The following is a 25,104-nucleotide window of genomic DNA, read 5'->3' on the forward strand; positions in this document are numbered from 1 at the left end:
ACACGTGCGAGGCCGTTGCAGGGCCTGGGCCAGGCATCTTCTTTGTTATTGGATTTCTCCAGGTCATCGGGGTGTAAGCGTTATGACGATAGACCTCGATGGCGCAACCGTGCGCAAACCTACAACTTCATTGCGCGACTGATGATCTCCTTCATGATTTCCGAGGTGCCGGCGAAGATCCGCTGAATCCGCGCATTCGCGTACATCTTGCAGATCGGGTATTCCCACATGTAGCCCCAGCCGCCGTGTAGCTGCACGCCCTCGTCCACCACCTTGCCGAGCAGTTCGGTGGTGAACAGCTTGGCCTCGGCGGCCACCTCCGGGGTGAGCTTCTTCTGGTTGTGATCCATCACGCAGCGGTCGGTGAAGACCTGAGCCACATCGATCTGCGTACGCATCTCCGCGAGTTTGAAGCGGGTGTTCTGAAAGTGCGCCACCGAGCGGCCGAAGGCCTGGCGCTCCTTGACGTACTCGATGGTGGCCTGCAGCGCCGCCTCGGCGCCGGCCACCGCACCACAGGCATTGGTCAGACGCTCCTGGGCGAGCATGTTCATCAGGTAGAAGAAGCCGCCCTTGGCGTCGCCCAGCAGGTTTTCCTTGGGCACCCTGACCTCGTTGAAGAACAGCTCGGCGGTGTCCTGGCTGTGCATGCCAAGCTTCTTCAACTTCTTGCCGCGCTCGAAACCCGGCATACCGCGCTCCACCAGGAACAGGCCCATGGCGTGCTTGTTGGCTGGATCGGTCTTGGCCGCAACGATCACCACATCGGCCAGATAGCCATTGGAGATGAATACCTTGGAACCGTTGAGCAGCCAGTGATCGCCCTTGTCCACTGCCGTGGTGCGCATGCCGGCCAGGTCCGAGCCTGCCGCAGGCTCGGTCATGGCCACGGCGAGGATGGTCTCACCGCTGATGATGCCTGGCATGAACCGCGCTTTCTGCTCGGCATTGCCGTATTCGGCGATATAGGGCCCACATAGCGCCGAGTGCAACGGAATCATGAAACCGGGCTCATTGATGTGCGCCAACTCCTCGCACATGATCTGCTCGTAGCGAAAATCCTTGAGCCCCGCGCCGCCATATTCCTCATCCGCCCAAGGCAACAGAAACCCCATCTCGCCTGCCTTGCGCCACACGCTGCGATCCACCATGCCGGCCTCTTCCCAGGCCTGCTGATGGGGCACCACTTCCTTCTGCAAGAACGTCGCGAAGGCATCGCGGAACAGGTTGTGCTCGGTGTCGAAATGGTTGCGTTGCATGAGGCGGGTCCTCCGCTGTTGTTATGCAGCTGAGGTTAAGTGCCACGCCTATCTCCCTCAATGACCCATACGCTCAGCCTCGCTTGACCCAATCGCTCGGCTGGCTTGCCGTGGCCGAGAGCAACTGCCTACCATCGACCTCCATCGACAGCGGAAGCCCAGCATGCGCGAACGCACCATCGCCAGCCACTTCGTCCGCGCCGCCTTGCGCGGTGCCAATCGCCGCGGCCTGGCCTGCGAGGCGATTCTGCGTCAGGCTGGCATTCAGCCCGCCGTGCTGGTCGAGCCGCGCGCACGCATCGCCCCCGAGCAGTTCGCCCGACTGATGCAGCTGTTGTGGGAAGCACTGGACGACGAATACCTGGGTTTCGGCCGTCAGCCGAGCAGACCCGGCACCTTCGCCATGATGGGCCACGCCATCATCCACTGCCACAACCTGGAAAAAGCCCTGAGCCGCGGCGCGATGTTCTACGGACTGTTCGCCGATGCACCGAGAATCCGCCTGCAACGCGAAGGCGACTGGGCACGACTGAGCGTGGACGACAGCACGCTGTGGGACCCGGACCATTTTCTGCTGGAGAGCCTGCTGGTGATCTGGCATCGCCTCGGCAGCTGGCTGATCGGCCAGCGTATCCGCCTGGAAGAAGCGAGCTTCGCCTACCCCGAACCCGAGCACGCCGCCGAGTACGAACTGCTGTTCCCCTGCAGCCGCCGTTTTGCTGCCGGGCAGACCAGCCTGCTGTTTCACGCGCGCTACCTGACGATGCCGTTACTGCAGGACGAACGCACCCTCAAGCAGTTCCTCCAGCACTCCCCTGCCGACCTGCTGGCGCGGCCCGACGGCGGCGCCAGTTTGATCAGCCAGATTCGTCGCCTGCTCGGTCGCGACTGCCGCACCTGGCCCGACCTGGAACACACGGCCCAGCAACTGCACACCAGCCCACAGACGCTGCGTCGCCACCTGCGTGAAGAAGGCACCAGTTTTCAGGAACTCAAGGACCACCTGCGCCGCGACCTCGCCATCTACCACCTGGGCCGCGACGAGCTGGCGATTCAGGATATCGCCGAGCAGCTCGGCTTCTCCGAACCCTCGGCCTTTCACCGCGCCTTCAAGAAATGGACAGGGCTGACGCCGGGGGCCTATCGAGCTCAGGAAGGATGAAGTTAGTGCCGTTGCGGCTCAGTCGTACAAACGCACCCTGAAGCAGGCGCCGCCCAACTCGGAGTCTTCCAGGCTCAGCTCGCCGTCGTAGCTTTCGACGATATCTTCGACCACCGCCAGGCCGATGCCCTGCCCCGGATTCTGCACGTCCAGACGCTCGCCGCGCTGCAGCACCCGCGCACGCTGATGCGGTGGCACGCCAGGACCGTCGTCTTCGATGGTGATCAGGCAACCGCCGACCTGAGGCTGCAGCCTGACGCGCACATGACGCAGGCAAAGGCGGTAGGCGTTCTCCAGCAGGTTGCCGAGCAGCTCCATCAACGCGCCACGCTCCATGGTGATCTGGCTGTGCTCGGGCACTTCCAGCGTCGCTTCCACGCGCTTGTCGCGATAGACCTTGTCCAGCGAACGGCACAAGCCTTCGAGCAGCGGCCAGACCTGCTCACGATGACGCACCAGGCCGCTGCGACGCAGGCTGGCGCGCTGCAGTTGGTAGCCAACCTGCTGACTCATGCGCTCGATCTGCGCCTGCATCAGCTGCGCCTGCTCGCGATTCTCCGGGTGCACGGCGAGGGTTTCACCGATGCCCTGCAGCACGCTGAGTGGCGTTTTCAGGCTATGGGCGAGATCTTCCAGCGAATCGCGATAGCGCTCGCGCTGACGCCGCTCGCTGTCGAGCAAGCGGTTGAGGGAGTTGGTCAGGCGCAGCAGTTCGCGTGGATGCTCGTCACTCAGGCGCTGCCGAGTGCCTGCCTCCACACCGTCGAGTTCGTCGCTAAGACCGCGCAGGCTGCGAAAGCCCCAGGTCAGGCCAAACCAGAGCAGGCCCAGCAAAACCAGCAAGGCGATACCCAGCCACAAGCGCAGCTGCCAGGCAAAGCCGTTGAACAGCCCCTGGTACTCGCGCGTGGGCTGCATGGTGACGATGCTCAGGGCGGTTTCATCACCCCGCAGCAGATCCACCTCGATGTCATACACGAAGTATTCCTGGCCGCCGTCATCGCGAATGCGGATGAACTCGTGGCCACGACCATCGTAGCGCGGCAGGTAGCGCACCAGCTCGTCGGTGGACGAGCGCGAACGCCAGATCATCTGCCCGTCACGGTCGAAGATGAAACCCAGCAGGTGTGAATCGAGGTTGTCGAATTCCTCGTCCGGCATCTTGTCCGGCATATGCAGCTGGCCGTCATGGATGCGCGCAGCAGAAATCAACGCGGCCGCATCGGAGGCCAGACGCTTCTCCACGGTCTGCTCCAGGGCCATGAGAAACACACCCTGCAACACCGGCATCAGCAACAGCATGAACAGCATCGCCAGCGCTGCGCTGGCCAGCATCAGGCGCAGGCGCAACGAGCGAAAACGCATACGCAGTTTGCGCAGAACCACGCGCGCTCGGCTCACTTGCAGCGCTCGTTGAACATGTAGCCCTGGCCGCGCACGGTTTCAATCGGCTTGCCGCCGATCACCCCTTCGAGCTTGCGGCGCAGACGACCGACCAGTACCTCGATGACGTTGGGGTCGCGCTCGTCATCGCCTGGGTAGAGCTGCTCCATCAGGCGCTCCTTGGCCACCACCTGCTGGTGATGCAGCATGAGGTACTCGAGGATGCGGTATTCATAGGCGGTCAGCTGCAACGATTGCTCGTCTACCGTGGCCTGCTTGCGGTTGAGATCCAGCACCAGCGAACCGGCCTCGATGGTCGACTTGGTGAACCCGGAGGAACGGCGCAGCAACGCGTTCAGGCGCGCTTCCAGCTCTTCGAACTGGAACGGCTTGACCACGTAATCGTCGGCACCACAGGAGAGGCCTTCGACCTTGTCCTGCCAGTTACCGCGCGCGGTGAGGATAAGAATCGGAAAGTTCTTGTCCTGGCTGCGCAGCTGACGGATCAGGTCGATACCGCTCATGCCAGGCAGACCAAGGTCGACCAGGGCCAGATCATGATTGAAGGACTCAGCGCGATACAGGGCTTCTTCGGCGGTGCGTACGGCATCCACCACGTGCCCGTTTTCGCTGAGGCGAGTGAACAGATGGTGACGCAGCAGCGCCTCATCCTCCACCACCAGCAATTTCATGAGACTCCCCCTTTCAATAGTACGAAGGCCGGACTGATGCCCGGCCCGGTAACGCGAAGCCCTCGTTAGAAGGCAAAGTTGGCGCCAAGGTAGAGCTGCGAACTGCTGTGCAGATCCAGCGACCCGGCCTTGCCTGCACCCTGCGGTGCCATTTCTGTGCTGGCGTTGGTACGCAGGTAACGATAGCCGGCTTCGATCGATGTATTGCTGTTCAGTTCCTGCAGGATACCGGCCTGCAGACCCGCGGCAAATCCGATGTCGCTGTCGCGGGAAAAGCCGCGGCTTTCCTGCTCGAGCTTGACCAGACCGGCGGTTACACCACCGAACAGCTTGGTGTTGTTGTCCCCCAGCGGTACGAACATGTCGTAGCTGCCGAGAAGGTTCTGCTGACGCAGCTTGTAGCCATTGTGACTGTCCGAGACATTCTCATAAGTCGCGTAATAGCGACCATCGGCGCTTTTCTGGCCGGCACGGAGGCCCCAGGTACCCTCGCCGTTGATCACCTTGTCCAACTTGGGATTGCCGAGATTGGCATTCAGCGCGTTGGACTTCTGAATGTTGTTGTCAGTCTGCCCCCAGGTCAGCCCAAGGAAATTGTCGTTGGCCTGGGCAGCGCTTGTGCCCAGAGCCAGGCAGCTTGCCAATGCAATACGGTTCAGGGTGATTTTCATTGAATCCTTCCTCTCGTTGCAGTTTTGATCAACTCGGCAACGAGTCTGCGGGAAGACTACTGAATACCCGCTGAATCCTCCTTGAACCTGCACTGAACGGCTGGCGAACAGCCTAAATACGCCGTACCAGAGCCCCTGCGACAACGAACAACGAAGCCAGAACGGCCAGCAGCGCCAGCCAGCCGGCGTGCTCCCAGACATACCCTCCCACGTAGCCCACCAGGCTGGAGCCGAGGTAATAGGCACACAGGTACAGTGCCGAGGCCTGCGCCTTGGCCCCTTGCGCATGGATACCGACCTGCCCGCTGGCAACCGCATGGGCGGCGAAGAACCCCAGGGTGAACAGTGCCAGACCGATTACCGCCGAACTCAACCAGGGCATCGCACACAGCGCCACCCCCAGCAGCATCAGCCCGATACCGCCGTGCAGGACCTGACGTGCGCCGAAACGCGGGACCAGACGCCCAGCCCAACCAGCGCTGAAGATACCCAGCAGGTAGACGGTGAACAGCAGGCCGATTACCGTCGCCGACAGATTGAATGGCGCACTCGCCAGGCGAAAGCCGACGTAATTGAACATGGCAACGAAGCCGCCCATGAGCAGGAACGCCAGGGCGAACGGCACGCGCAGTCGCGGGTTGCTCAGGTGCTGGGCGAAGTTGCGCAGCAAGCCAGGCACGGAAAGCGCCTGCGCGGTGAAATGCCGCGACGGCGGCAACAGCCAGAGGAACAGCCCCAGCGCCAGCAGACCGAGCCCGGCAATGCCGCCAAGGGCCCAGGGCCAACCGCCCAGGTCACTGAGCAGGCCCGCCAGCAAACGCCCGAGCAACCCACCCAGCGCCGTACCACCGATGTAGAGGCCCATGGCGGCCGGCAGCGCTTCGGGATCGAACTCCTCGCCAACGTAGGCCATGGCCAACGCAGGCAAACCGCTCAGAGCCAAACCCAACAGCGCCCGTAGAAACAGCAGGCTGCCCCACTCCTCCACCAGTGCGCAGGCGATCCCCAGTATCGCCGCCAGCCCCAGCGCCGCAGCCATCACCGGCTTGCGCCCCCAGCTCTCGGCCAGCGCGCCGGATACCAGCAGGCACAGCGCCAGGCTCAAGGTGGTCAGCGACAGCGCCAGACTGCTGCTGGCCGCAGAAACCTGAAAATGCGCCGCCAATAGCGGGAGCAGCGGCTGCACGCAGTAGAGCATGGCGAAAGTGGCGAAGCCGGCGCAGAACAGCGCCAGGGTGGCGCGCCGGTAACCGGCGCTGCCGCGGGTGAGATGGGTAGCGGACATCAGGCAGACTCATGAAGCACGGCGCAGGTTCGGCCGGAGCAAAAGCTTAGCATGCTACCTATTGATGCGACCGCCCACCGCAGTGGTTTTCGTCGTCTCTCTACTGGCCGCGCAAGCGCTTGAGGTGCTCCTGCAGCCCTGCGGAGGTCTGCTCGCCCACCAGGCGTTCGCGCAGTTTGCCGTCAGCATCGACGATGTAAGTCACCGGCAACACATCGTTGTGCGGCAGCTCGAAGCGCGCCGCCGGGTCTTGCGCCAGCACGGTGAAACGGATGTCGAAGCTGTCCGCCGCCCGCTTGAGGTCCTCGCCCTGCAAGGCATCGAAGTTGACGCCGATCACACGCGCCGACTGGTTTTTCAGTTTTTCCTCGAGCGCGTTGAGCTCAGGAATTTCCGTGCGGCACGGCGCGCACCACTCGGCCCAATAATTAATGACCAGCCACTGGCCATCCAGGCTGTCAGCCGTTACCTTTCGTCCATGCTGATCAGGGCCGAAATCTTCGGCACAAGCCGTCAGCAGCAGACCGGCGCAGATACCCAAAACAGCCTTGCCGACATTCCGGAGCCCTAAGCCCATGTACTCGATCCTCGTCCACTCGGGGTTGATATGACGCTGGATGCCCTGCGCCTGGAAGTACCGGACATCCGCGAGGACAACAGCGTATCGCCAGCGGAGGTCGCCCAGCGACTCGCGGCAGCTCGCCACCTGGAGCCCGAACATGGCCTGCAACAAGTGCTCGGCCTGTTGTTTTCGCTCAATCGCAGCGGCCTGACCTTACTGGAAAGGCAGCGTGCGCTGCAAAATTTCAGTGACGAATATCGTCATTACGCCAGCCTTGCCATTCACCAGCACTCGCCGAGCGCGCTGTTCGTGCGCCTGTGCGGCGAGCTGGCGACTGGTTTCAAGCGCCTGCTGCTGCAAATCCTGCAAGGTCGCCAGCCGTCGCTGCCGCATCTGGCCTGGTGCCTGTACATGGCCCAGCATTTCCTCGCCCAGCAGTTGCTGCGCCACTACCAGCTATATCAGGAGCCACCGGCGGCACTGTGGCGCGACAGCCACTTGCTGTACTGGATCGGCGAGCACCAGCAGTGCCTGGACGAGCCAGTGGCTGCCGCCTTCGAGCCGAAGCCGGCCAGCGACCTGCGCGGGCTGTACCAGCAGATGTTGCTGCTGGCATTGAGCAATCCCTTCCACCTTGACGAAGGCGAATGCCTGACGCTGTTCGGTGCACTGGCTCCACTGGCTGGGCTGGCCAGGCTGCAAGCCTGGGACGAGGAGGACGAAAGCGAAGGCCCGATAGTCGACCTCAGCGAATCGCAGGCCTGCCTGGGCTTCGAGCAACCGGTGGAAGGCGAAGCGGCCAATCTGCGTCGCTTCGAACTGGGTGCGTTGCTGATCGCCCTGCACGAACCGGCCCCCCTGCAAAGTGCCCAGGAACGCCAGTTGCTCGAACGCGTACGTCAGCACTGGCTGGGACGCCAGCAACGTCGCCATGAGCGCGCCGAGCTGGACGGGCAATGCAGCCTGGTGGTTGGCCTGCCCGCCATCCATGCGCAACTGCTGGACAAGCTGCCGCAGCGTACCGAGGCGCAGTTGCTCGATGCCAGCCCAGGCGGCGCGCGCCTGCTGTGCAACGCCGACGAAGGTGGGCAACTGCAGGTAGGGCAACTGGTCCTGCTGCTCACCAACGGCACGCCGACGCTCGCCCTGGTGCGCTGGCGCCACCTCAATACCGAAGGCCTGCATCTGGGATTGCGCTACCTCAAAGGCCTGCCACGGCCGGTGTGGCTGCGCCGTGCGCCCAATGCCCAGACTCACCCGGGTGTGCTGCAGAGCACCCCCGCTCCGGGTAATGGCTGGCACCACGGCCTATGGCTGCCCAATGGCCAGTTCACCTACGGCGAACATCTCTGGCTGCAGCTCGCCAGCGTAAATAACCAGGCGATCCTGCCGCTGCCCGAGAGCAACCTGCAGACCTCATCGGTGAGCCGCCATCCTCTGCGCCTGGCCTGATATGCGAAACTGCGACCCCAATCACGCGCTCTGTCTGCCGAGTGCACAGTTTCACCAGCAGGTGGCTGCTTATAATTCCTGGCACTGAAGTCTCACCAGCCTGGAACTCCACCATGTCCCATGTGCAAGACAAGCTGATTGGCTCCGTGCCCTCGCGCATCGTCGACGTCGCTCGCCTGCTGGTAACGCCCTACGAGGGCCGTGTGGCCGAATACAACGTCGCTACCTGGCTGCAATTGCCCGGCCTGGCCAACCTGCCGGTATCGCTGCTGATCAGCTATCGCGACGGTGACAAACGCCGCGAAGTCAGTGTCGACCACGGCAAGGTCAATGCCCACGGCAAGATCCTGCTCTCCGGCATCGCGCGCATGCCGGTGCGGCATAAAATCGAAGACATGCAGGTACGCCTGCGCTCGGCGGTGCCGGCGCAGAGCCTGGTCGTCGAGGAATTCTTCGTGCAGGCCGTCGAACTGTCCAACAACGAGAGCCTGCAGGCCATGGCCTGAACCTCAACGGCAACGACGACCCCGCGCATCGACGCGGGGTTTTCGTTTTAGCCGGAGGAAATGCCTGAGCTGGGCGCAGGCTGCGCCGCTGAGTCGTCGGCATCGTGCTGCAGATCATCTGCAGCGACATGCTCGAGCAGCGACTCCGGCCAGCGGGCGAAACGCAGCCCGGTGATTCGGTTGAGCCGCGTGAGCGCTTCCTGCGGATCGCGCCGGTGAAGGTGGATGACCTTGTTCTTGCCCGTCATTACTGCCTGAGTCCTCAGCGATCCCTGCCCTGCTGGCAGTTCGATAGCAACTGATTCTGCAACTGCCAAAAGCGTGCCAGTCCGTTAAAAGCGCCATCAGTGACGCCCAGTCTTGCCGCAACGCCACAAGGCGGTGGGATGACGCCGCAAACTGACGTTTTTTGTCACACCGGACAGACCAATGCCAGGTGGCCTCAATCCACTGCGCTCAACCCTTGCCCGGCAACCATTCGCCCAGGCTGGCGCCGAACTGCTGCTCACGCTCGGCCTGCAAATGTTCCAATCCCTCGCGCAACGCCGGGTACCAGGGCTCATCGAGCTTGGCAGGCAACTGTGACAGGCTCGGCAACGGCCAGGGACTGCACTCGAACAGCTGATGTACGGAAAAAGCGTGCAGATCACGGCTCAACACCCAACCGCCGCCACTGGCCTTGCACGCCAGACGCTCGCGCTCGAGAAAATCCATCACCTGAGCCCACTCGTCCTCAGGCAAGCGCCAACCAGCACGCTGCATATCGCCGTAATGCAGGGCTTCGCCCTTCTGCTGACGCTTGAGCATAAGCCGCAGCACCACCAGCAGAATCAGCCCTTTGGGGATCGGCTCGCGGCGCCAGTGCCGTGGTTGCGACAAGCCGTATACCAGCTCGGCGCCCAGCAGCACGATCAGCCAGGACAGATAGATCCACACCAGAAACAGCGGGACCGTGGCGAAGGCACCATAGATCAGGTGATAACCGGGAAACAGGCGCACGTAGAGGCCGAACAGCGCCTTGGCCACCTCGAACAGCACGGCGCTGAACAGGCCGCCGAGCAGAGCGTGGCGCAAAGGTACCCGAGTATTGGGAACTGCCGCATAGAGCAAGGTGAACGCCGCGATACTGGATAACAACGGCGTGAACGCAAGCAGGGTCTTGGCGCCCACCACGGCATCCGGCCCGGAGATCAGCGAAAGCGAAGCGATATAGGTGCTCACCGCAAAACCGGCCCCCAGCAGCAGCGGCCCAAGGCTGAGAATCGCCCAGTACAGCAGGAAGCTGGACATACCACGGCGCGGCTGACGCACCCGCCAGATCACGTTGAAGGTCTTCTCAATGGTGACCAGCATGAGAAAGGCGGTGACGGCCAGCAACCCGACGCCGAACCAGGTCAGTTGCCGGGCCTGGGAGGTGAACTCACGCAGGTACTCCTGCACCGTTTCACCGGTGGAGGGCACGAAGTTATGGAAGATGAAACCCTGGATCTCCTCGCCCACGCCCTGGAACGCCGGAATCGCCGACAGCATGGCGAAGGTCACGGTCATCATCGGCACCACGGCGAACAGAGTGGTATAGGTCAAGGCTGCCGCGTTACCTGCACCGCGGTTCTCCATGAAACGCTGATACAGGCACACCCAGAAACCCAGCCAGTCCTTCAATCGCCCCCGCATGACCTCTCCTTAGCCCCAAAACCGTTCAGACAGTGCACCGCGTGAAAAGGTCGCAGCAACAGCCCGTTAGCGGTATGCGTGCATCTGCCTATCAGGCGGTTAGAATAGCCGCCACCTCAAGCCGGATGCGAGTCCCCATGACCGACCTGACCCTCTATCACAACCCGCGTTGCTCGAAATCCCGCGGTGCTCTGGAGCTGCTGGAAGCACGCGGCCTGCAACCGAAGGTAGTGCGCTATCTGGAAACGCCCCCCAGCGCCGCTGAACTCAAGAGCCTGCTCGGCAAGCTGGGCATCGCTGCGCGCGACCTGCTGCGTACGGGTGAAGACGAATACAAGGCACTGGGCCTGGCCGACGCCAGCTTGAGCGAAGCGCAGCTGATCGAGGCGATGGTCAAGCATCCCAAGTTGATCGAGCGCCCGATCCTGATCGCTGGCGACAAGGCGGTCATCGGTCGCCCACCGGAGAACGTGCTGGAGCTGCTGGCATGAGTGCGCCCTACATCCTGGTGCTCTACTACAGCCGCCATGGCGCCACTGCGCAGATGGCCAGACAGATCGCCCGTGGTGTCGAAATGGCCGGCCTGGAAGCTCGCCTGCGCACCGTACCGGCAGTCTCCAGCGAATGCGAAGCCGTAGCGCCGAGCGTGCCGGAAGAAGGTGCCATGTACGCCACCCTGGACGATCTGAAGAACTGCGCGGGCCTGGCGCTGGGCAGCCCGACCCGTTTCGGCAACATGGCTGCGCCGCTGAAGTACTTCATCGACGGCACCAGCAACCTGTGGCTGACCGGCGAGCTGGTCGGCAAGCCAGCCGGTGTCTTCACCTCCACTGCTAGCCTGCATGGCGGCCAGGAAACCACCCTGCTGTCGATGATGCTACCGCTGCTGCACCACGGCATGCTGGTCTGCGGCCTGCCCTACAGCGAAGCGGCTCTGCTCGAAACCCGTGGTGGTGGTACGCCTTACGGCCCCAGCCATCATGCCGGCGGCGACGGCAAACGTGCGCTGGACGAACATGAAATCGCCCTGTGCCGTGCATTGGGTCAACGCCTGGCGCAAACCGCCAGCAAACTGGAGCGCTGAACGTGGCCCGAGCGAAGAAACCCTTGCCCAGTCTCGAATGGCTGCAGCCGCGGGTAAAACTCAGCCGAGCGCTGAGCCTGTTCAGCTTCATCGCCCTGCTGACCCTGCTGCTGGTGTGGAACCTGGCCTTCGCCGACCTGCATGGCGCGCGGATTGGCGTGGTGCTGGCGATCCAGTTGCTGCCACTTGCGCTGCTCGCCCCCGGGATACTGATGGGCAACGCCCGCGCTCATGCCTGGGTATGCTTCGTGGTCAACCTTTACTTCATCCAGGGCGTACTCGCCGCCATCGACCCGGCGCGTGCATTGTTCGGCGCACTGGAGGCGGTGATCAGCTTCGGCCTGTTCTGCTGCGCCCTGCTCTACACCCGCTGGCGCTTCCAGTACGATCGCAAGTTGGCTGGGGAAGCCTGATGCGCCTGGTGCTGCTGCCCGGTCTGAACGGCAGCAGCCACCTCTTCGCACCACTGCTCGACGAACTCCAGGACATCGATTGCCAGGCCCTGAGCCTGCCTGATCACGGGCCGCAGGACTACGACAGCCTGGCCGACATGCTGATCCAAGACCTGGGCAACAGGCCTTTCATGCTATTGGGCGAGTCCTTTTCCGGCCCGCTGGCCTATCGCCTGGCGTTACGAAACCCCGAAGGTTTGCGCGGCGTTATCTTCGCGGCCTCATTTCTGAGCAACCCTTTCGCACCTCTGGCATTGCTCAGGCACTTGCCCATCCCCCTGGCTCTGGCGACGCGCCCCTGGATGCTCCGCACCCTGTGCCTCGGCGACGGGGCCAACGACGAAACGCTCAGGCTTGTACAAGGGGAAATCCGTCGTCTGGATCGGTCGCTGCTACGTGCTCGCCTCGCCAGCCTGGCAACACTGCACGCCCCGCAACAGCGCCTCGCCCTACCGGCCCTGCATCTGTGGCCACAGCAGGATCGACTGGTCACGCCCCATAGCGCCAAGCGCCTGGCCGAGCACTGCGACGACTTGCGTCAGGTGCGCCTGAAAGGCCCGCACTTCATCCTGCAGACGCAAGCACAAGCCTGCGCGGCAGCGATTCGCACCTTCATGGCGGAACAGGCGCCGGATGAAACGCGACAAGGGTGAGGATCACTTCGCTACCTCGCCCCTCTTGCGTCTACCAGCCCAGGGTTTCCTTGAGAAAAGGAATGGTCAGCTTGCGCTGGGCCTGCAACGAGGCCTGGTCGAGGCGTTCCAGCAACTCGAACAGCGCGCTCATGCTGCGCTCGCCACGGGTGAGGATGAATCGGCCGACCTCGTCGCTCATCTGCAGGCCACGGCGCGAGGCACGCAACTGCAGCGCACGCAGCTTGTCTTCGTCGGACAGCTCATGCAGCTGAAAGACCAGCGCCAGGGTCAGTCGTGACTTCAGGTCAGGCAGTTGAATCGGCAGCTCGCGCGGCGACATGGTGCCGGCCAGTAACAGACGTCTGCCGCTGTCACGCAAGCGGTTGAACAGATGGAACAACCCCTCTTCCCAGTCGCTGCGTCCGGCTATCGCATCGAGGTCATCGAGGCAGACCAGCTCACACAGCTCAAGGTTGTCGAGCAACTCAGGGCCATGTTGCACCACCTCGCCGAGTGGCAAATACACCACGGCTTCGCCACGCTGCTCGAAACGCAGACAGGCGGCCTGCAGCAAGTGGCTGCGGCCGACGCCTTCGGCGCCCCACAGGTAGATCAGGCTTTCCGTCCAGCCGGCATCCGCCTCGCACAGACGCTCGACATAGCCCAAGGCCGCGGCATTGGCGCCGGGATAGTAGTTGGCGAAGGTGGCGTCATCACGCAGACGCACCCCCAGAGGCAGCTGGATTGGTTTCATGCAGGGGGCTCGTCGGAACCGCTGGTCTCTCCGTAAAGGCCGGAAAGTTTATACAAATCATGGGCATGGCGCAGCAAAACCATGATCACAGCGGCAACTGGCAGGGCCAGCAGCACGCCGGTAAAGCCAAACAGCTGGCCGCCAGCGAGGATTGCGAAGATCACCGCGACCGGATGCAGGCCAATGCGATCCCCCACCAGCATGGGCGTCAGGACCATGCCTTCGAGCAACTGTCCGATCATGAACACCACGCCGATACCGATCAGCGGATACGGCTCGAGGCCGAACTGGAACAGCGCAGCGGTCAACGCCGCACCGATACCGACGATAAAGCCCATATAAGGCACGATGCTCGCCAGGCCCGCCAACACACCGATCAACAGCCCCAGTTCCAGCCCAACCAGCATCAGCCCGCTGGCATAGATGACGCTCAACGCCAGCATCACCAACAGCTGTCCGCGCAAGAAGGCGCCGAGCACCTCGTGGCATTCGCCAGTCAGCTTGACCACCAGGCCTTCGCGCTGACGTGGCAGCAGCCTACGCACACGTTCGACCAGCACATCCCAGTCACGCATCAGGTAGAAACTCACCACCGGAATCAGCAGCAGGTTGCCCAGCCAGCCCAGCAGTGCCAGCCCGGAGGATGTCGCCTGGGCCAGCACCGCCTTGAGCACATCGGTGGTCTTACCGATGTTGTCGGTGAACACCTGTTTGAGCTGATCGACCTGCAGCAGGTCATTCTGCAAACCGAGGTGCGACTGTGACCAGGGCAAGGCCGTGCCCTGCAGCCAATCGAGCATTTCCGGCGCCAGCTGATAAAGACGTACCAGTTGCCGCCCCAGCATGGGCACCAGCACCAGCAGCAGGATGAGGAGTACCAGCGCGAACAGCGTGAACACCACGATCACTCCACCGGTGCGTGACAGCCGGTGGCGCTCCAGCCGGTCGACCAGCGGGTCGCCCATGTAGGCCAGCAGGATGCCGATCAGAAATGGGGAAAGAATCGGGTGCAGCAGGTACAGCAACCAGCCGAGCAGAAACAGCCCAGCCATCCATAGCCAACGGGTGGAATCGGTCATGCTCGCGTCCTCGATGCGAAACGGCGCCTTGAAGGCGCCGCGTAACTGGGCCTTGATTCAGCCGCTGCAGAGCTTACCAGCGAAAACGCAGCTGATCGGTGCTCGGTTTCACCTGCGGCGCCTCGGTTGCGCCGGCCTCCGGGTTGGTTGCAGGCTCGGTCGCCTCGAGCGGCTCACTGACTTCCTGCAGCTGCCCCAATGCCAGCTGCGCGCGCAGTTGCTCCGGGCTGGCACTGACCTGATAGACCAGACGCTGGCCATCGACTTCCTGCAAACGTGCGGCGAAGGGTTCGAGCAGACGCTCCAGCGCGGCGAAACGCGCCAGATCAGCGCCTTCGACCACCAGCGTCAGGCTTTGCGCGGCCCCCGGCTTGACCAGAAAACGCGGCGCCAGGCGCTCGGCCACCGCCAGCATCACGGCATCGGCCAGTGCAGCCTGGTCGGCGGCCTCCGCCTTGCCCTGCTCGCGCTCGTCCCCCAGCCACAGACGCCAGGTCGCTTGCCAGCTGCCGCCGCTGTCGGTCGCCTGCACGGCCAGCAAGGCATCGGCCGCGTAGCGTTCGGAAGCCTCGCGCAGGGCCTGCGGGTCGTTGGCCAGCAGCGCATCGGCAGTGCCCAGCGCCTGCTCGCTCAGGTCCGCCAGCGGCAAACGCAGTGGCAGACCACGATGTTGAGCGGCGGCGCGCAGCAGCGCCGACGCACTCTGGCTTTCGCCAACCAGTTGGCTGCCTTCGGGCGAATCGTTGAGCCACCAGGTCAGGATGGCCGGACGATTGGCGCCCCACAGGGCCAGGCCAGCCTGGCGCAGCTGGCGCTCGGTGCTGCCCGGATCGAACTCGACCAGCAGTGCATCGCCTTCGTAACCGTACTGGCTGACGATCTGCTGCGGATCCTTGCGTAGCGCTTCCAGCCCGGCGTTCTGCACCGCCTTGGCATCACCGGTCAGACGCAGCACCAGCGTCTGCAGGGCCTTCTGCATGGCGGCGTCGCGACTTTCCGGCTGCTGATCGGCCACAGGCTCGCGCACCTGATACAGATCGGTAACCGGCGCGGCCAATGCCGACAGGCTCAGGAGCGACAGACAGAAGAACAGCAGGCGGACAGACAGACGCATGGGGCGGGCTCTCGCGAAGGATGGCGGCGCGCTTGCCGACCTCTGAAAACCCTGGGCGAGGCAGCCAGTGCAAGGCGCCACGGCCAACGGGGTTCACAGCCTAGGACTGGCCCGATGGGGGAGCGCCAACGCATCAAACAGGCGAGCAACGATCGGGTCGGACTCGACCTGACGGGTTGCAAACAAGGATTGCGAACCTGTTTTCAACGCAGCAATGGCAACGCGGCTGGTTTTTCAAATGCCTGACGGCGTGCGCAAAGGCCTATACCTTAAACAGCCGCCTGCGCCCCGGCAACCAGAGCCCACGCCTGCGACGAAGCGCATGCACGCGAGTGGCCGCTACCGGGCAAGCCTGATAAAATCGCGCGCCTTCGCCAGCCGGTACGCGCGCCGGGCTCCTTGGATGAGCCTGCGCCACGTCGGCGCCTACACGAACTCCCCATCCAAAGGCCCGGATCTATGAGCAAGCAACCCTCCATCAGCTACAAGGACGCAGGCGTCGACATCGATGCCGGTGAAGCCCTGGTCGAACGCATCAAAGGCGTGGCCAAGCGCACTGCCCGTCCGGAAGTCATGGGTGGCCTGGGCGGCTTCGGCGCCCTGTGCGAGATCCCGGCCGGCTACAAGCAGCCCGTGCTGGTATCCGGCACCGACGGCGTCGGCACCAAGCTGCGCCTGGCGCTGAACCTGAACAAGCATGACAGCATCGGCCAGGACCTGGTCGCCATGTGCGTCAACGACCTGGTGGTCTGCGGCGCCGAGCCGCTGTTCTTCCTCGACTACTACGCCACCGGCAAGCTCAACGTCGACGTCGCCGCCACCGTGGTCACCGGCATCGGCGCCGGTTGCGAACTGGCCGGCTGCTCTCTGGTCGGGGGTGAAACCGCCGAAATGCCGGGCATGTACGAAGGCGAAGACTACGATCTGGCCGGTTTCTGCGTCGGCGTGGTGGAAAAGAGCGAGATCATCGACGGCTCCAAAGTCGTCACTGGCGACGCCCTGATCGCCCTGCCGTCCTCCGGCCCGCACTCCAACGGCTACTCGCTGATCCGCAAGATCATCGAAGTCTCCGGCGCCGACATCGAGCAGGTGCAACTGAACGGCAAGGCCCTGGCCGATCTGCTGATGGCGCCGACCCGCATCTACGTCAAGCCGCTGCTCAAGCTGATCAAGGACACCGGTGCGGTCAAGGCCATGGCTCACATCACCGGCGGCGGTCTGCTGGACAACATTCCGCGCGTATTGCCGCAAGGCGCCCAGGCCGTTATCGACGTGGCCAGCTGGGATCGCCCGGCCGTGTTCGACTGGCTGCAGGAGCAAGGCAATGTCGACGAGCATGAAATGCACCGCGTGCTGAACTGCGGCGTCGGCATGGTCATCTGCGTCGCCCAGGAGCAGGTCGAAGTGGCCCTCGCCAGCCTGCGCGCCAGCGGCGAGCAACCCTGGGTCATCGGCCAGATCACCGCAGCGGCAGAAGGTGCAGCCCAGGTTCAGCTGAACAACCTGAAAGCTCACTGATGCCCTGCAATGTCGTCGTCCTGATCTCCGGATCAGGCAGCAATCTGCAAGCGCTGATCGACAGCGTCGCCCACGACGGCAATCCGGCCCGCATCGCCGCGGTTATCTGCAACCGCGCCGATGCCTATGGCCTGGAGCGAGCGCAACAGGCCGGCATCGCCACCGGCCTGCTCGACCACAAGCAGTTCGACGGTCGCGAAGCCTTCGACGCGGCCCTGATCCAGACCATCGACGCCCACCAACCCGACCTGGTGGTGCTGGCTGGCTTCATGCGCATCCTCACACCGGGTTTCGTTCAGCACTACGCTGGCCGCCTGCTGAATATTCACCCCTCGCTGCTGCCCAGGCACAAGGGGCTGCATACCCATCAGCGAGCCCTGGAAGCAGGCGACACCGAGCACGGCTGCAGCGTGCACTTCGTGACCGAGGAACTCGATGGTGGCCCTCTGGTCGTACAAGCTGTGTTGCCGATTAAGGCAGACGACACGGCCGAAAGCCTTGCTCGCCGTGTACACCAGCAGGAACACCAGATCTATCCTCTGGCGGTACGCTGGTTTGCCGAGGGCCGCTTGCGTCTTGGCGCTCAAGGCGCAATGCTGGATGGCCAGCCGCTGCCCGCCAGCGGCCACCTGATTCGAACCTAGGAGAGTCTATGCGTCGTGCCCTACTGTTCGCCCTGACACTGTTCAGCCTGCCAGCCCTTGCCGAGAACCTGCTGCCTTTCTCCGCCAGCTACACCGCGGACTGGAAGCAGTTGCCCGTCAGCGGCAGCGCCGAGCGCAGCCTCAAACACGAGGACGACGGTCGCTGGACCCTCAACTTCGAAGCCTCGATGCTGGTCGCCGGCCTCACCGAAGAGAGTACCTTCCGCGTCGATAACGGAACCCTGATGCCGCTCACCTACCGCCTCAACCGCAGCGGCCTGGGCAAAGGCAAGAAAGTCGAACAGGACTTCGACTGGGAACAGAAACAGGTGATCGGCAGCGACCGTGGTGACGCCGTGCGCTTCCCGCTCAATCGCGGCCTGCTGGACAAGTCGACCTACCAGATCGCCCTGCAACAGGACGTTGCGGCCGGCAAGAAGAGCGTGAGCTACCAGGTGGTCGACGGTGACGAAATCGAAACCTACGACTTCCGCGTGCTGGGTGAGGAAGTGGTGCGCACCAAGGCCGGCCTGATCGATGCGATCAAGGTCGAGCGCGTGCGTGACCCCACGCAAAGCACCCGCAAGACCGTGCTGTGGTTCGCCAAGGACTGGGGCCACCTGCTAGTGCGCTTGCATCAGGTGGAAACCGACGGCAAGGAATACCAGATCATGCTCAAGGAAGGCACGGTCGACGGCAAACCGGTCGAAGGCCGCCGCGACTGATCCGCAATCGAATAAAAAACCGGGCGAATGCCCGGTTTTTTATTGCCCGCTCGGGCGCTGTCAGCCAGCGCCCGCCAAGCGCCTCAATCCTGGCTGACCGCACCGATCTTGTGAATCGACAGATCGGCGCCGTTGTATTCGTCTTCCTGGCTCAGGCGAATGCCCAGCGACGCCTTGAGCAGGCCGTACACCGCAAAGCCGCCGACCAGCGCAACCGCCACGCCCAGTGCAGTGCCGATCACCTGACTGGTGAGACTCACCCCGCCCAGGCCACCGAACGCTTCCAGCCCGAAGATGCCGCAGGCAATGCCCCCCCAGACGCCGCACAGGCCGTGCAGCGGCCAGACACCGAGGACGTCGTCGATCTTCCACTTCACCTGCGTGGCGGTGAACGCCCAGACGAACAAGGCACCGGCAATCGCCCCCGTCACCAGGGCACCGATCGGATGCATTAGGTCCGAGCCAGCGCAGACCGCGACCAGACCGGCCAACGGGCCGTTGTGCAGGAAGCCCGGGTCATTGCGCCCCACCAGCAGCGCGGCGACCGTACCGCCGACCATGGCCATCAGCGAGTTGACCGCCACCAGGCCACTGACGCCTTCGAGCGTCTGCGCGCTCATCACGTTGAAGCCGAACCAGCCGATGATCAGGATCCAGGAACCCAGCGCCAGGAACGGAATGTTCGACGGCGCCATGGCCACCAGCTTGCCATCGCGATAGCGGCCATTGCGCCGCCCCAGCAATACCACCGCGCCGAATGCCAGCCAGCCACCCATGGCATGCACCACCACGGAACCGGCGAAATCATGGAAGCCTGCACCGTAACGCGCCTCGAGCCAGGCCTGGAGGCCATAGTTGCCATTCCAGATCATGCCTTCGAAGAAGGGATACACGAATGCCACGATCAACACCGTGGCGCACAACTGCGGGCCGAACTTGGCGCGCTCGGCAATACCGCCGGAGATGATAGCTGGAATCGCAGCGGCGAAGGTGAGCAGGAAAAAGAACTTCACCAGGCCATAGCCATGGTTCTGCGTCAGCACCGCAGCGGGTTCGAGGAAATTGATGCCGTAGGCGATCCAGTAGCCGATGAAGAAGTACGCCAGGGCGGAGATAGCGAAATCCGAGAGAATTTTCGATAACGCGTTGACCTGGTTCTTCTGCCGCACCGTGCCCACTTCGAGGAAGGCAAAGCCGGCATGCATGGCCAGAACCATGATGGCACCCAGCAGGATGAACAGGGTATTGGAGCCGTGGATCAGTGTGGCCACGGCACTGTTGATGTTTTCCATCGAGAAAGAAAACTCCGGAGGCAGAAGAAAAGGCACCAAACAAAGGCACAAAGCCGAAAATGCGCACCACAATGCAGCCACACAATGAAGCGCGCCCTCGAAAAGTGCCGTCCAGTGGCCCTGAAATGGCGCCACCGAAATCTGACTGATCGATGCTTATTTCTTGTTAATCAAATGGTTATGCGCGAAATCGACCATCCTGAGCCTTGCCGATAAAGCCCCATCAAGGGGCATTACCCGACCTTCGCGCACCAGCAAAATGCAATCGCTATACCAAACGCCAAACCGGTCACTTCCCGACTATGCTTGCGGAACCCTCGCGCTACAGAACACTCGTAATACAGTACACACCCAACGCAGAGGACTGCTCACCATGCCACGCAAAGCCGCTACGCCAAGCACCAAGGACGCCCTGCTGGATGAATTCCAGGCTCTGGTCAGCGACACCGAGAAGCTCCTGCAACATTCCGCCAGCCTCGCCGGCGAACAGGCCGAAGCCCTGCGCGATGACATTCGCGACAGCCTTGGCCGCGCCCGCGACACCTTGCACAAAGCCGAGTCCGGCTTGCGCGAACAAGGCAAGGTCGCCGTCGACGCCACCGAGGACTACGTACACAAACATCCGTGGCAGGCGCTCGGCCTGTCGGCCGCTATCGGCCTGGTACTGGGCCTGCTGATTAGCCGCCGTTGACAGCGCCCATGCCCAACGGACCGTCGCCACGGCGCTTGGGAGCGGCCCTTCTGGGGCTGCTCCAGGGCCATGTGGCGCTGCTGGCCCACGAACTCGAAGAGCAACGTAACCAGGCACTGCGAGCGCTGCTTCTCGGCGGCCTGTGCCTGGCCTTCGCCCTGCTGCTGCTGATCGGCCTATCCGCCCTGCTGCTGATCATCTATTGGGACAGCCATCGCCTGGCGGTAGCCACCGGCCTGTGCCTGTTCTACGGTTGCGGTCTGCTCGGCTGCGGCACATGGCTGCTGATCAGCCTGCGCAACGCTGAAACGCCATTCAGCGCCAGCCTGGAAGAACTGCAACGTGACCGCGAGCAACTGCTGCCATGACCTCGACCCTGCCCCCGGGCGCTTCGCGCCGCCAGTTGCGTAAAGCCGTCCTGCGCATGCGCCTGGAAATGCACCGCCAGGAACTGCGTCATGAAATGCTGCAGATCAGCCAACCGTTGAAGCAGGTACGGGAGTACGGGCAACGCCTGCGCCAAGGCAATGCACCATTTTTGCTCACTGGCGGCGCACTGGCGCTGGCCGGCCTGCTCGGCGGTAAGCGCGGCTGGCGACGCTGGCTGCGCCTGGCATTGATCATTGCGCCGCTGCTCCGGCGCCGGCAAAACGGCGTCGACTGAAACAGTCATTGGCCTGAACCTGGACTGGCCGCGATCTTGCTAGGTTGAGCAACCCGGCCGCCATTAGGCGGCTCAACCGCTGAGCGCTAAGGACACCCCAGGTGATCGACGGACTTCCTTTTGCCGTCTTCCAACCCTTCATCGACACCGCTACCGGCCGTATCGCTGGCGTCGAGGCGCTGGCACGGCTGCGCACCGCCGATGGCCAGGCGCGCTCGGCCGGACCTCTTTTTGCCGACCCGAAGACACCGCCCGCCGCCCTGCGCCGCCTCGACCGCCAAGTGCGCGAGGATGCCTTGCGCCGCTTTCACCAGGCTCCGGCGGACTGGTTTCTGAGCCTGAACATTTCGCCGCGCTGGATCAGCCGCTTGCGCCCGGCGCAACCCCTGCCTAGCCTGATCCAGCTGCAACGCAGCGGCATCGACCCGACACGCATCGTCTTCGAAATCACCGAACTCGGCGGCGCCAGCCAGCGACTGCCTGACGTGGTATCGCGCTACCGCGATGCCGGTGCCCGCATCGCCATCGACGATTTTGGCGCCGGCTACTCACAACTCGATCGGGTGCTGGCGCTGCAACCGGACATCCTCAAACTGGACATGCGCCTGTTCCAGGAAGCCGCCCGCGGAGGCCCCAGCGGCGAAGTGGTCAAGGCACTGGCGCAGATGGCCGAAAAAACCGGCTGCTGGATCATCGCCGAAGGGGTGGAAACCGAAGCCGAGCTGAACTTCGCCTTGGAGTGCGGCGCACGCTACGTGCAGGGGTTCCTGTTCGCCAAGCCGGAAGAAGAGCTGTTTGCCAGCGATGCCTTCGTCGGCCGTTTCGCCAGTCTGCGGGACAACTACGTGCAACAGAAACTCGCCGAGCGCGCGCGCCTGGTCAACCTGCGCCAACAACTGGCCGAGCTGATGTCCGAACTCAGGCTCTGGGCCGAAAGCGGCGCCCCGGCAGCACAGCTGATGGCTCCGGACAATTACCCCTGGTTGCTGCGCATCTATCAGTGCGACCGCCACGGCACCCAGCTCACGCCGAATCTGGAGTGGCGCCACGGCGCATGGCAGGCCGATGATCGCTACCTCGGCCACAACTGGTCATGGCGCCCCTACTTCTATCAACTGCTGGCCGAAGGCTGGGAAGAACGCCGCCTGACCCTCTCCACCACTTACCGCGACGCCACCACCAACCAGTACTGCCTGACGGCAGGCCAGTTCATCGACAACGGTCGTAGGCTGCTGCTGGTGGACATCGACGCCGCCGGCCTGTAAGCAAAGCGGGGTTGCAGCCGACAGCACGAACACCCAAGCTAGGCGCCTGGATCAACCTGGCGAGGACAGGCCTTGGATTGGCACACCCTGCTCAACCGCGAACGTCTCGGCAAACCTGCACCCAGCTCGGCAGAGCTAGGCCGTAGCCCCTTCCACAAGGATCATGACCGCATCATCTTCTCCGGTGCGTTCCGTCGCCTGGGACGCAAGACCCAGGTGCATCCGGTTTCGAGCAACGACCATATCCACACACGCCTGACCCACTCGCTGGAAGTCAGCTGCGTCGGCCGTTCGCTGGCCATGCGTGTCGGCGAGATGCTGCGTGACGAACTGCCCCACTGGTGCACGCCGAGCGACCTAGGCATGGTGGTGCAGTCGGCCTGCCTGGCCCACGACATCGGTAACCCGCCGTTCGGTCACTCCGGCGAAGATGCGATTCGCCACTGGTTTCAGCAGGCCGCCGGGCGCGGTTGGCTGGATGCGATGAGCGATGCCGAGCGCGCCGACTTTCTCAATTTCGAAGGCAACGCCCAGGGTTTTCGCGTGCTTACCCAACTGGAATACCACCAGTTCGACGGCGGCACGCGGCTCACCTACGCGACCCTTGGCACCTATCTCAAATACCCCTGGACCGCCCGCCACGCAGACGCCCAGGGCTACAAGAAGCACAAGTTCGGCTGCTACCAGAGCGAGCTGCCGCTGCTCGAACAGATCGCCGCCAAACTCGAACTGCCACAACTGGAGACGCAGCGCTGGGCACGCCACCCGCTGGTCTATCTGATGGAGGCCGCGGACGACATCTGCTACGGCCTGATCGACCTGGAAGATGGCGTGGAAATGGAGCTGCTCGACTACACCGAAGTCGAGGCGCTGCTGCTCGACCTGGTGGGCGATGACCTGCCGGAGACCTATCGCCAGCTCGGCCCGAAGGACTCGCGCCGACGCAAACTGGCGATCCTGCGCGGCAAGGCCATCGAACACCTGACCAACGCTGCAGCCAGCGCCTTCGTCGAGCAACAACAGGCGCTGCTGGGCGGCGGTCTGCAGGGTGATCTGGTGGAACACATGCACGGCGCCGCCAAGCATTGCGTGCAGAGCGCAAAGTCCCTGGCGCGCGAGAAAATCTTCCATGACAAGCGCAAGACCCTGCACGAGATCGGCGCCTACACGACGCTGGAGATTCTCCTCAATGCCTTCTGCGGCGCGGCGCTGGAACAGCACAGCGGCCGTGCACTGTCGTTCAAGCACCGGCGCATTCTCGACCTGCTCAGTTACTACGCCCCGGAACCGGGCTGGCCACTGTATCGCTCATTTATGCGCGTGATCGACTTCATCGCCGGCATGACGGACAGCTACGCTACTGAAATGGCGAGGGAGATGACGGGCCGTTCGAGCCCGGTCTGACGAAAACAGCGCATGAAAAAACTGCTTCGCAACAGTTTTACCTGGCACGCCGGCCCGCCGGCCTGGGGTTCGGCCGTGGTCGCCGTGCTGGGCTGCGCCTTGCCGCTGGTGCTGGGCCTGTTCACCGCGCACAGCGGCTTTCTCTGGGCGTCTGCAGGAGCCTTTCAGGCGGCTCAGGCCACCCCCCTGCACCGCTTCGGCATGCTGCGCATGCTGCTGCTCACCGGCCTGGGCGCCTGTAGTGCCGGCCTGGGTTTCTGGGCCGGCAATTACCCGCTTGTCAGCCTGTGCACGTTCGCCGCGTTCGGCCTGCTACTGGCCTGGCTGCAACGCTTTGGTAGCGAGGCTGGCAAGCTCGGCATCGGCCTGTGCATCTGCCTGTGCCTCGGTCAGGGACAGTTCGGTATCGGCAACCTGCACAACCCTTATGCGGTGGCCATGCTGTTCATCCTCGGCGGGCTCTGGGTGATGCTGCTGGCCTTCGGCCTGCGCGGCCTGCATGGCCTGCGCATGTGGCCATACATGCCGCGCTTCATCAGCATCCTCAAGGTACTCAAGCGCCACGCACAGCGCCTGCCACGGCAGCAGTGGCGCCTGCACGCCCTGGCCTGCATGCTGGCTTTCGCCGCATCGGGACTGATCGTCAACCTGGCCGGCCTGTCGCGCGGCTACTGGTTGACCCTGACCGTCATCAGCACACTGCAGCTGGAATTTCAGGGCAACCTGGTGCGCGCCCTGCAGGCGAGCCTGGCCAGTCTCGCCGCCGCCGGCCTGCTGATCATCCTCGGCCACAGCCTGCAAAGCCCGCCAATGATGGTGATGATCCTGCTGGTGCTGGTATTTCTCAGCCGGGCACTGCAGGCCAATCACTACGGCCTGTTCGTACTGCAGACCAGCCTGTGCTTCGTGCTCCTGGCCGAGAGCCTGGCGCAGGACTGGCACCTGGCCGAAGTTCGCCTGCTCAACGTGCTGATCGGTGTCGCCCTGAGCCTGACGATCGCGCTCGCAGTGCATGCCCTGCGCCTGCAACTGAACAAACCCGGCAAGCCCGAGGACAGTTCGCAGCGGCCTTTATAGCGTTTCGGCAGATTCGCTCACTCTTCACTATGCTGTTGAAGCCTGCAGCGCCCGCAAGGA

Annotated in this window: 28 protein-coding genes; 16 read left to right on the forward strand and 12 right to left on the reverse strand. The window is 63.4% G+C overall.

The window, feature by feature from the left end; translation table 11 throughout:
- Nucleotides 1-119 precede the first annotated feature (119 nt).
- Entirely contained in the window at nucleotides 120-1,259 is a 1,140-nt protein-coding gene (locus PCLY_RS04450) for an acyl-CoA dehydrogenase family protein (RefSeq protein WP_061238085.1), read from the reverse strand.
- 163 nt (nucleotides 1,260-1,422) lie between these two features.
- On the opposite strand from PCLY_RS04450, the gene PCLY_RS04455 reads away from it, so the two are divergent.
- Nucleotides 1,423-2,421, forward strand: a complete 999-nt coding sequence (locus tag PCLY_RS04455) for an AraC family transcriptional regulator (protein ID WP_061238086.1) — start codon at nucleotides 1,423-1,425, stop codon at nucleotides 2,419-2,421.
- A gap of 18 nt (nucleotides 2,422-2,439) precedes the next feature.
- Here the strand turns inward: PCLY_RS04455 and PCLY_RS04460 are convergent, their stop codons facing one another.
- The 5 genes from PCLY_RS04460 to PCLY_RS04480 form a co-directional block, all read right to left on the reverse strand.
- Nucleotides 2,440-3,822, reverse strand: a complete 1,383-nt coding sequence (locus PCLY_RS04460; RefSeq protein ID WP_061238087.1) for an ATP-binding protein — start codon at nucleotides 3,820-3,822, stop codon at nucleotides 2,440-2,442.
- The gene (locus PCLY_RS04465; protein ID WP_061238088.1) at nucleotides 3,819-4,496 is read right to left on the reverse strand and encodes a response regulator transcription factor; all 678 of its coding nucleotides are present in this window, start codon (nucleotides 4,494-4,496) and stop codon (nucleotides 3,819-3,821) included. The genes PCLY_RS04460 and PCLY_RS04465 overlap by 4 nt, the downstream gene beginning before the upstream one ends.
- A gap of 65 nt (nucleotides 4,497-4,561) precedes the next feature.
- Nucleotides 4,562-5,167, reverse strand: a complete 606-nt coding sequence (locus PCLY_RS04470) for an outer membrane beta-barrel protein (RefSeq protein ID WP_061238089.1) — start codon at nucleotides 5,165-5,167, stop codon at nucleotides 4,562-4,564.
- A 112-nt stretch (nucleotides 5,168-5,279) separates the two neighbouring features.
- Nucleotides 5,280-6,452 (reverse strand): MFS transporter, encoded by a 1,173-nt coding sequence (locus PCLY_RS04475; protein ID WP_061238090.1) that lies wholly within the window; start codon nucleotides 6,450-6,452, stop codon nucleotides 5,280-5,282.
- A 100-nt stretch (nucleotides 6,453-6,552) separates the two neighbouring features.
- Nucleotides 6,553-7,029, reverse strand: a complete 477-nt coding sequence (locus PCLY_RS04480) for a TlpA disulfide reductase family protein (RefSeq protein WP_061238091.1) — start codon at nucleotides 7,027-7,029, stop codon at nucleotides 6,553-6,555.
- A gap of 30 nt (nucleotides 7,030-7,059) precedes the next feature.
- On the opposite strand from PCLY_RS04480, the gene PCLY_RS04485 reads away from it, so the two are divergent.
- A complete protein-coding gene (locus tag PCLY_RS04485) occupies nucleotides 7,060-8,466 on the forward strand; it encodes a PilZ domain-containing protein (RefSeq protein ID WP_061238092.1) in 1,407 nt (468 codons plus the stop codon).
- 113 nt (nucleotides 8,467-8,579) lie between these two features.
- Nucleotides 8,580-8,972 carry a hypothetical protein gene (locus PCLY_RS04490; RefSeq protein ID WP_061238093.1) on the forward strand — a complete coding sequence of 131 codons (393 nt, stop codon included), beginning with the start codon at nucleotides 8,580-8,582 and terminating at the stop codon, nucleotides 8,970-8,972.
- A 47-nt stretch (nucleotides 8,973-9,019) separates the two neighbouring features.
- Here PCLY_RS04490 and PCLY_RS04495 read toward each other — a convergent pair whose 3' ends face one another.
- Complete coding sequence (locus PCLY_RS04495; RefSeq protein WP_061238094.1) at nucleotides 9,020-9,220, reverse strand: hypothetical protein; 201 nt, start codon at nucleotides 9,218-9,220, stop codon at nucleotides 9,020-9,022.
- A gap of 208 nt (nucleotides 9,221-9,428) precedes the next feature.
- Nucleotides 9,429-10,646 (reverse strand): virulence factor BrkB family protein, encoded by a 1,218-nt coding sequence (locus PCLY_RS04500; RefSeq protein WP_061238095.1) that lies wholly within the window; start codon nucleotides 10,644-10,646, stop codon nucleotides 9,429-9,431.
- Between the two features lie 137 nt (nucleotides 10,647-10,783).
- Here PCLY_RS04500 and arsC point away from each other — a divergent pair, with 137 nt between their 5' ends.
- From arsC to PCLY_RS04520, 4 genes are read left to right on the forward strand one after another with little or no spacing between them, the layout of a single operon-like run.
- Nucleotides 10,784-11,137, forward strand: coding sequence for an arsenate reductase (glutaredoxin) (gene arsC, locus PCLY_RS04505; protein ID WP_061238096.1), 354 nt, complete (start codon nucleotides 10,784-10,786; stop codon nucleotides 11,135-11,137).
- Nucleotides 11,134-11,730: an NAD(P)H:quinone oxidoreductase gene (gene wrbA, locus PCLY_RS04510; protein ID WP_061238097.1), complete on the forward strand. Its 597-nt coding sequence runs from the start codon at nucleotides 11,134-11,136 to the stop codon at nucleotides 11,728-11,730. The genes arsC and wrbA overlap by 4 nt, the downstream gene beginning before the upstream one ends.
- Nucleotides 11,731-11,732: 2 nt before the next feature.
- On the forward strand, nucleotides 11,733-12,143 hold the full coding sequence (locus PCLY_RS04515; RefSeq protein ID WP_061238098.1) for a DUF2069 domain-containing protein: 411 nt from the start codon (nucleotides 11,733-11,735) through the stop codon (nucleotides 12,141-12,143).
- Nucleotides 12,143-12,835 carry an alpha/beta fold hydrolase gene (locus tag PCLY_RS04520; protein ID WP_061238099.1) on the forward strand — a complete coding sequence of 231 codons (693 nt, stop codon included), beginning with the start codon at nucleotides 12,143-12,145 and terminating at the stop codon, nucleotides 12,833-12,835. The genes PCLY_RS04515 and PCLY_RS04520 overlap by 1 nt, the downstream gene beginning before the upstream one ends.
- 31 nt (nucleotides 12,836-12,866) lie before the next feature.
- Here PCLY_RS04520 and hda read toward each other — a convergent pair whose 3' ends face one another.
- The 3 genes from hda to PCLY_RS04535 all read right to left on the reverse strand — a co-directional run bounded on the left by hda (nucleotide 12,867) and on the right by PCLY_RS04535 (nucleotide 15,764).
- Nucleotides 12,867-13,571 (reverse strand): DnaA regulatory inactivator Hda, encoded by a 705-nt coding sequence (gene hda / locus PCLY_RS04525; RefSeq protein ID WP_061238100.1) that lies wholly within the window; start codon nucleotides 13,569-13,571, stop codon nucleotides 12,867-12,869.
- Nucleotides 13,568-14,650 carry an AI-2E family transporter gene (locus tag PCLY_RS04530; protein WP_061238101.1) on the reverse strand — a complete coding sequence of 361 codons (1,083 nt, stop codon included), beginning with the start codon at nucleotides 14,648-14,650 and terminating at the stop codon, nucleotides 13,568-13,570. The genes hda and PCLY_RS04530 overlap by 4 nt, the downstream gene beginning before the upstream one ends.
- 73 nt (nucleotides 14,651-14,723) lie before the next feature.
- Nucleotides 14,724-15,764, reverse strand: a complete 1,041-nt coding sequence (locus PCLY_RS04535; RefSeq protein WP_061238102.1) for a DUF2066 domain-containing protein — start codon at nucleotides 15,762-15,764, stop codon at nucleotides 14,724-14,726.
- A gap of 459 nt (nucleotides 15,765-16,223) precedes the next feature.
- Here PCLY_RS04535 and purM point away from each other — a divergent pair, with 459 nt between their 5' ends.
- Genes purM through PCLY_RS04550 form a run of 3 tightly spaced genes read left to right on the forward strand, consistent with a single transcriptional unit; the run spans nucleotide 16,224 to nucleotide 18,651 of the window.
- Nucleotides 16,224-17,282 (forward strand): phosphoribosylformylglycinamidine cyclo-ligase, encoded by a 1,059-nt coding sequence (gene purM, locus PCLY_RS04540; RefSeq protein ID WP_061238103.1) that lies wholly within the window; start codon nucleotides 16,224-16,226, stop codon nucleotides 17,280-17,282.
- Nucleotides 17,282-17,926, forward strand: coding sequence for a phosphoribosylglycinamide formyltransferase (purN, locus tag PCLY_RS04545; RefSeq protein WP_061238104.1), 645 nt, complete (start codon nucleotides 17,282-17,284; stop codon nucleotides 17,924-17,926). Before purM ends, purN begins: the two co-directional genes overlap by 1 nt.
- Nucleotides 17,927-17,934: 8 nt before the next feature.
- The gene (locus tag PCLY_RS04550) at nucleotides 17,935-18,651 is read left to right on the forward strand and encodes a DUF3108 domain-containing protein (RefSeq protein WP_061238105.1); all 717 of its coding nucleotides are present in this window, start codon (nucleotides 17,935-17,937) and stop codon (nucleotides 18,649-18,651) included.
- 83 nt (nucleotides 18,652-18,734) lie between these two features.
- Here the strand turns inward: PCLY_RS04550 and PCLY_RS04555 are convergent, their stop codons facing one another.
- On the reverse strand, nucleotides 18,735-19,943 hold the full coding sequence (locus tag PCLY_RS04555; RefSeq protein ID WP_061238106.1) for an ammonium transporter: 1,209 nt from the start codon (nucleotides 19,941-19,943) through the stop codon (nucleotides 18,735-18,737).
- A gap of 373 nt (nucleotides 19,944-20,316) precedes the next feature.
- Here PCLY_RS04555 and PCLY_RS04560 point away from each other — a divergent pair, with 373 nt between their 5' ends.
- From PCLY_RS04560 to PCLY_RS04585, 6 genes are all read left to right on the forward strand, one after another.
- Nucleotides 20,317-20,634: an ElaB/YgaM/YqjD family protein gene (locus PCLY_RS04560; protein WP_061238107.1), complete on the forward strand. Its 318-nt coding sequence runs from the start codon at nucleotides 20,317-20,319 to the stop codon at nucleotides 20,632-20,634.
- Between the two features lie 8 nt (nucleotides 20,635-20,642).
- Entirely contained in the window at nucleotides 20,643-21,002 is a 360-nt protein-coding gene (locus PCLY_RS04565) for a phage holin family protein (protein WP_061238108.1), read from the forward strand.
- Complete coding sequence (locus tag PCLY_RS04570; RefSeq protein ID WP_061238109.1) at nucleotides 20,999-21,298, forward strand: hypothetical protein; 300 nt, start codon at nucleotides 20,999-21,001, stop codon at nucleotides 21,296-21,298. The genes PCLY_RS04565 and PCLY_RS04570 overlap by 4 nt, the downstream gene beginning before the upstream one ends.
- Nucleotides 21,299-21,399: 101 nt before the next feature.
- Nucleotides 21,400-22,563 (forward strand): EAL domain-containing protein, encoded by a 1,164-nt coding sequence (locus PCLY_RS04575; RefSeq protein WP_061238110.1) that lies wholly within the window; start codon nucleotides 21,400-21,402, stop codon nucleotides 22,561-22,563.
- A 72-nt stretch (nucleotides 22,564-22,635) separates the two neighbouring features.
- The gene (locus tag PCLY_RS04580) at nucleotides 22,636-23,967 is read left to right on the forward strand and encodes a deoxyguanosinetriphosphate triphosphohydrolase (protein ID WP_061238111.1); all 1,332 of its coding nucleotides are present in this window, start codon (nucleotides 22,636-22,638) and stop codon (nucleotides 23,965-23,967) included.
- A 12-nt stretch (nucleotides 23,968-23,979) separates the two neighbouring features.
- Nucleotides 23,980-25,044: an FUSC family protein gene (locus PCLY_RS04585; protein WP_061238112.1), complete on the forward strand. Its 1,065-nt coding sequence runs from the start codon at nucleotides 23,980-23,982 to the stop codon at nucleotides 25,042-25,044.
- Nucleotides 25,045-25,104 lie beyond the last annotated feature (60 nt).

Origin of the sequence: Ectopseudomonas composti (genome assembly GCF_001567565.1) — a bacterium.
GTDB lineage: Bacteria > Pseudomonadota > Gammaproteobacteria > Pseudomonadales > Pseudomonadaceae > Aquipseudomonas > Aquipseudomonas composti_A.

What these genes read in the sequence shown, in the direction of transcription:
- PCLY_RS04490 (WP_061238093.1), top strand. Translation starts at nt 8,580, where the DNA reads ATGTCCCATGTGCAAGACAAGCTGATTGGCTCCGTGCCCTCGCGCATC.
- PCLY_RS04495 (WP_061238094.1), bottom strand. Translation starts at nt 9,220, where the DNA reads ATGACGGGCAAGAACAAGGTCATCCACCTTCACCGGCGCGATCCGCAG.
- arsC (WP_061238096.1), top strand. Translation starts at nt 10,784, where the DNA reads ATGACCGACCTGACCCTCTATCACAACCCGCGTTGCTCGAAATCCCGC.
- PCLY_RS04500 (WP_061238095.1), bottom strand. Translation starts at nt 10,646, where the DNA reads ATGCGGGGGCGATTGAAGGACTGGCTGGGTTTCTGGGTGTGCCTGTAT.
- PCLY_RS04470 (WP_061238089.1), bottom strand. Translation starts at nt 5,167, where the DNA reads ATGAAAATCACCCTGAACCGTATTGCATTGGCAAGCTGCCTGGCTCTG.
- purN (WP_061238104.1), top strand. Translation starts at nt 17,282, where the DNA reads ATGCCCTGCAATGTCGTCGTCCTGATCTCCGGATCAGGCAGCAATCTG.
- PCLY_RS04520 (WP_061238099.1), top strand. Translation starts at nt 12,143, where the DNA reads ATGCGCCTGGTGCTGCTGCCCGGTCTGAACGGCAGCAGCCACCTCTTC.
- PCLY_RS04585 (WP_061238112.1), top strand. Translation starts at nt 23,980, where the DNA reads ATGAAAAAACTGCTTCGCAACAGTTTTACCTGGCACGCCGGCCCGCCG.
- PCLY_RS04465 (WP_061238088.1), bottom strand. Translation starts at nt 4,496, where the DNA reads ATGAAATTGCTGGTGGTGGAGGATGAGGCGCTGCTGCGTCACCATCTG.
- PCLY_RS04485 (WP_061238092.1), top strand. Translation starts at nt 7,060, where the DNA reads ATGACGCTGGATGCCCTGCGCCTGGAAGTACCGGACATCCGCGAGGAC.
- purM (WP_061238103.1), top strand. Translation starts at nt 16,224, where the DNA reads ATGAGCAAGCAACCCTCCATCAGCTACAAGGACGCAGGCGTCGACATC.
- PCLY_RS04480 (WP_061238091.1), bottom strand. Translation starts at nt 7,029, where the DNA reads ATGGGCTTAGGGCTCCGGAATGTCGGCAAGGCTGTTTTGGGTATCTGC.
- PCLY_RS04455 (WP_061238086.1), top strand. Translation starts at nt 1,423, where the DNA reads ATGCGCGAACGCACCATCGCCAGCCACTTCGTCCGCGCCGCCTTGCGC.
- hda (WP_061238100.1), bottom strand. Translation starts at nt 13,571, where the DNA reads ATGAAACCAATCCAGCTGCCTCTGGGGGTGCGTCTGCGTGATGACGCC.
- PCLY_RS04555 (WP_061238106.1), bottom strand. Translation starts at nt 19,943, where the DNA reads ATGGAAAACATCAACAGTGCCGTGGCCACACTGATCCACGGCTCCAAT.
- PCLY_RS04570 (WP_061238109.1), top strand. Translation starts at nt 20,999, where the DNA reads ATGACCTCGACCCTGCCCCCGGGCGCTTCGCGCCGCCAGTTGCGTAAA.
- PCLY_RS04530 (WP_061238101.1), bottom strand. Translation starts at nt 14,650, where the DNA reads ATGACCGATTCCACCCGTTGGCTATGGATGGCTGGGCTGTTTCTGCTC.
- PCLY_RS04535 (WP_061238102.1), bottom strand. Translation starts at nt 15,764, where the DNA reads ATGCGTCTGTCTGTCCGCCTGCTGTTCTTCTGTCTGTCGCTCCTGAGC.
- wrbA (WP_061238097.1), top strand. Translation starts at nt 11,134, where the DNA reads ATGAGTGCGCCCTACATCCTGGTGCTCTACTACAGCCGCCATGGCGCC.
- PCLY_RS04450 (WP_061238085.1), bottom strand. Translation starts at nt 1,259, where the DNA reads ATGCAACGCAACCATTTCGACACCGAGCACAACCTGTTCCGCGATGCC.
- PCLY_RS04475 (WP_061238090.1), bottom strand. Translation starts at nt 6,452, where the DNA reads ATGTCCGCTACCCATCTCACCCGCGGCAGCGCCGGTTACCGGCGCGCC.
- PCLY_RS04550 (WP_061238105.1), top strand. Translation starts at nt 17,935, where the DNA reads ATGCGTCGTGCCCTACTGTTCGCCCTGACACTGTTCAGCCTGCCAGCC.
- PCLY_RS04565 (WP_061238108.1), top strand. Translation starts at nt 20,643, where the DNA reads ATGCCCAACGGACCGTCGCCACGGCGCTTGGGAGCGGCCCTTCTGGGG.
- PCLY_RS04560 (WP_061238107.1), top strand. Translation starts at nt 20,317, where the DNA reads ATGCCACGCAAAGCCGCTACGCCAAGCACCAAGGACGCCCTGCTGGAT.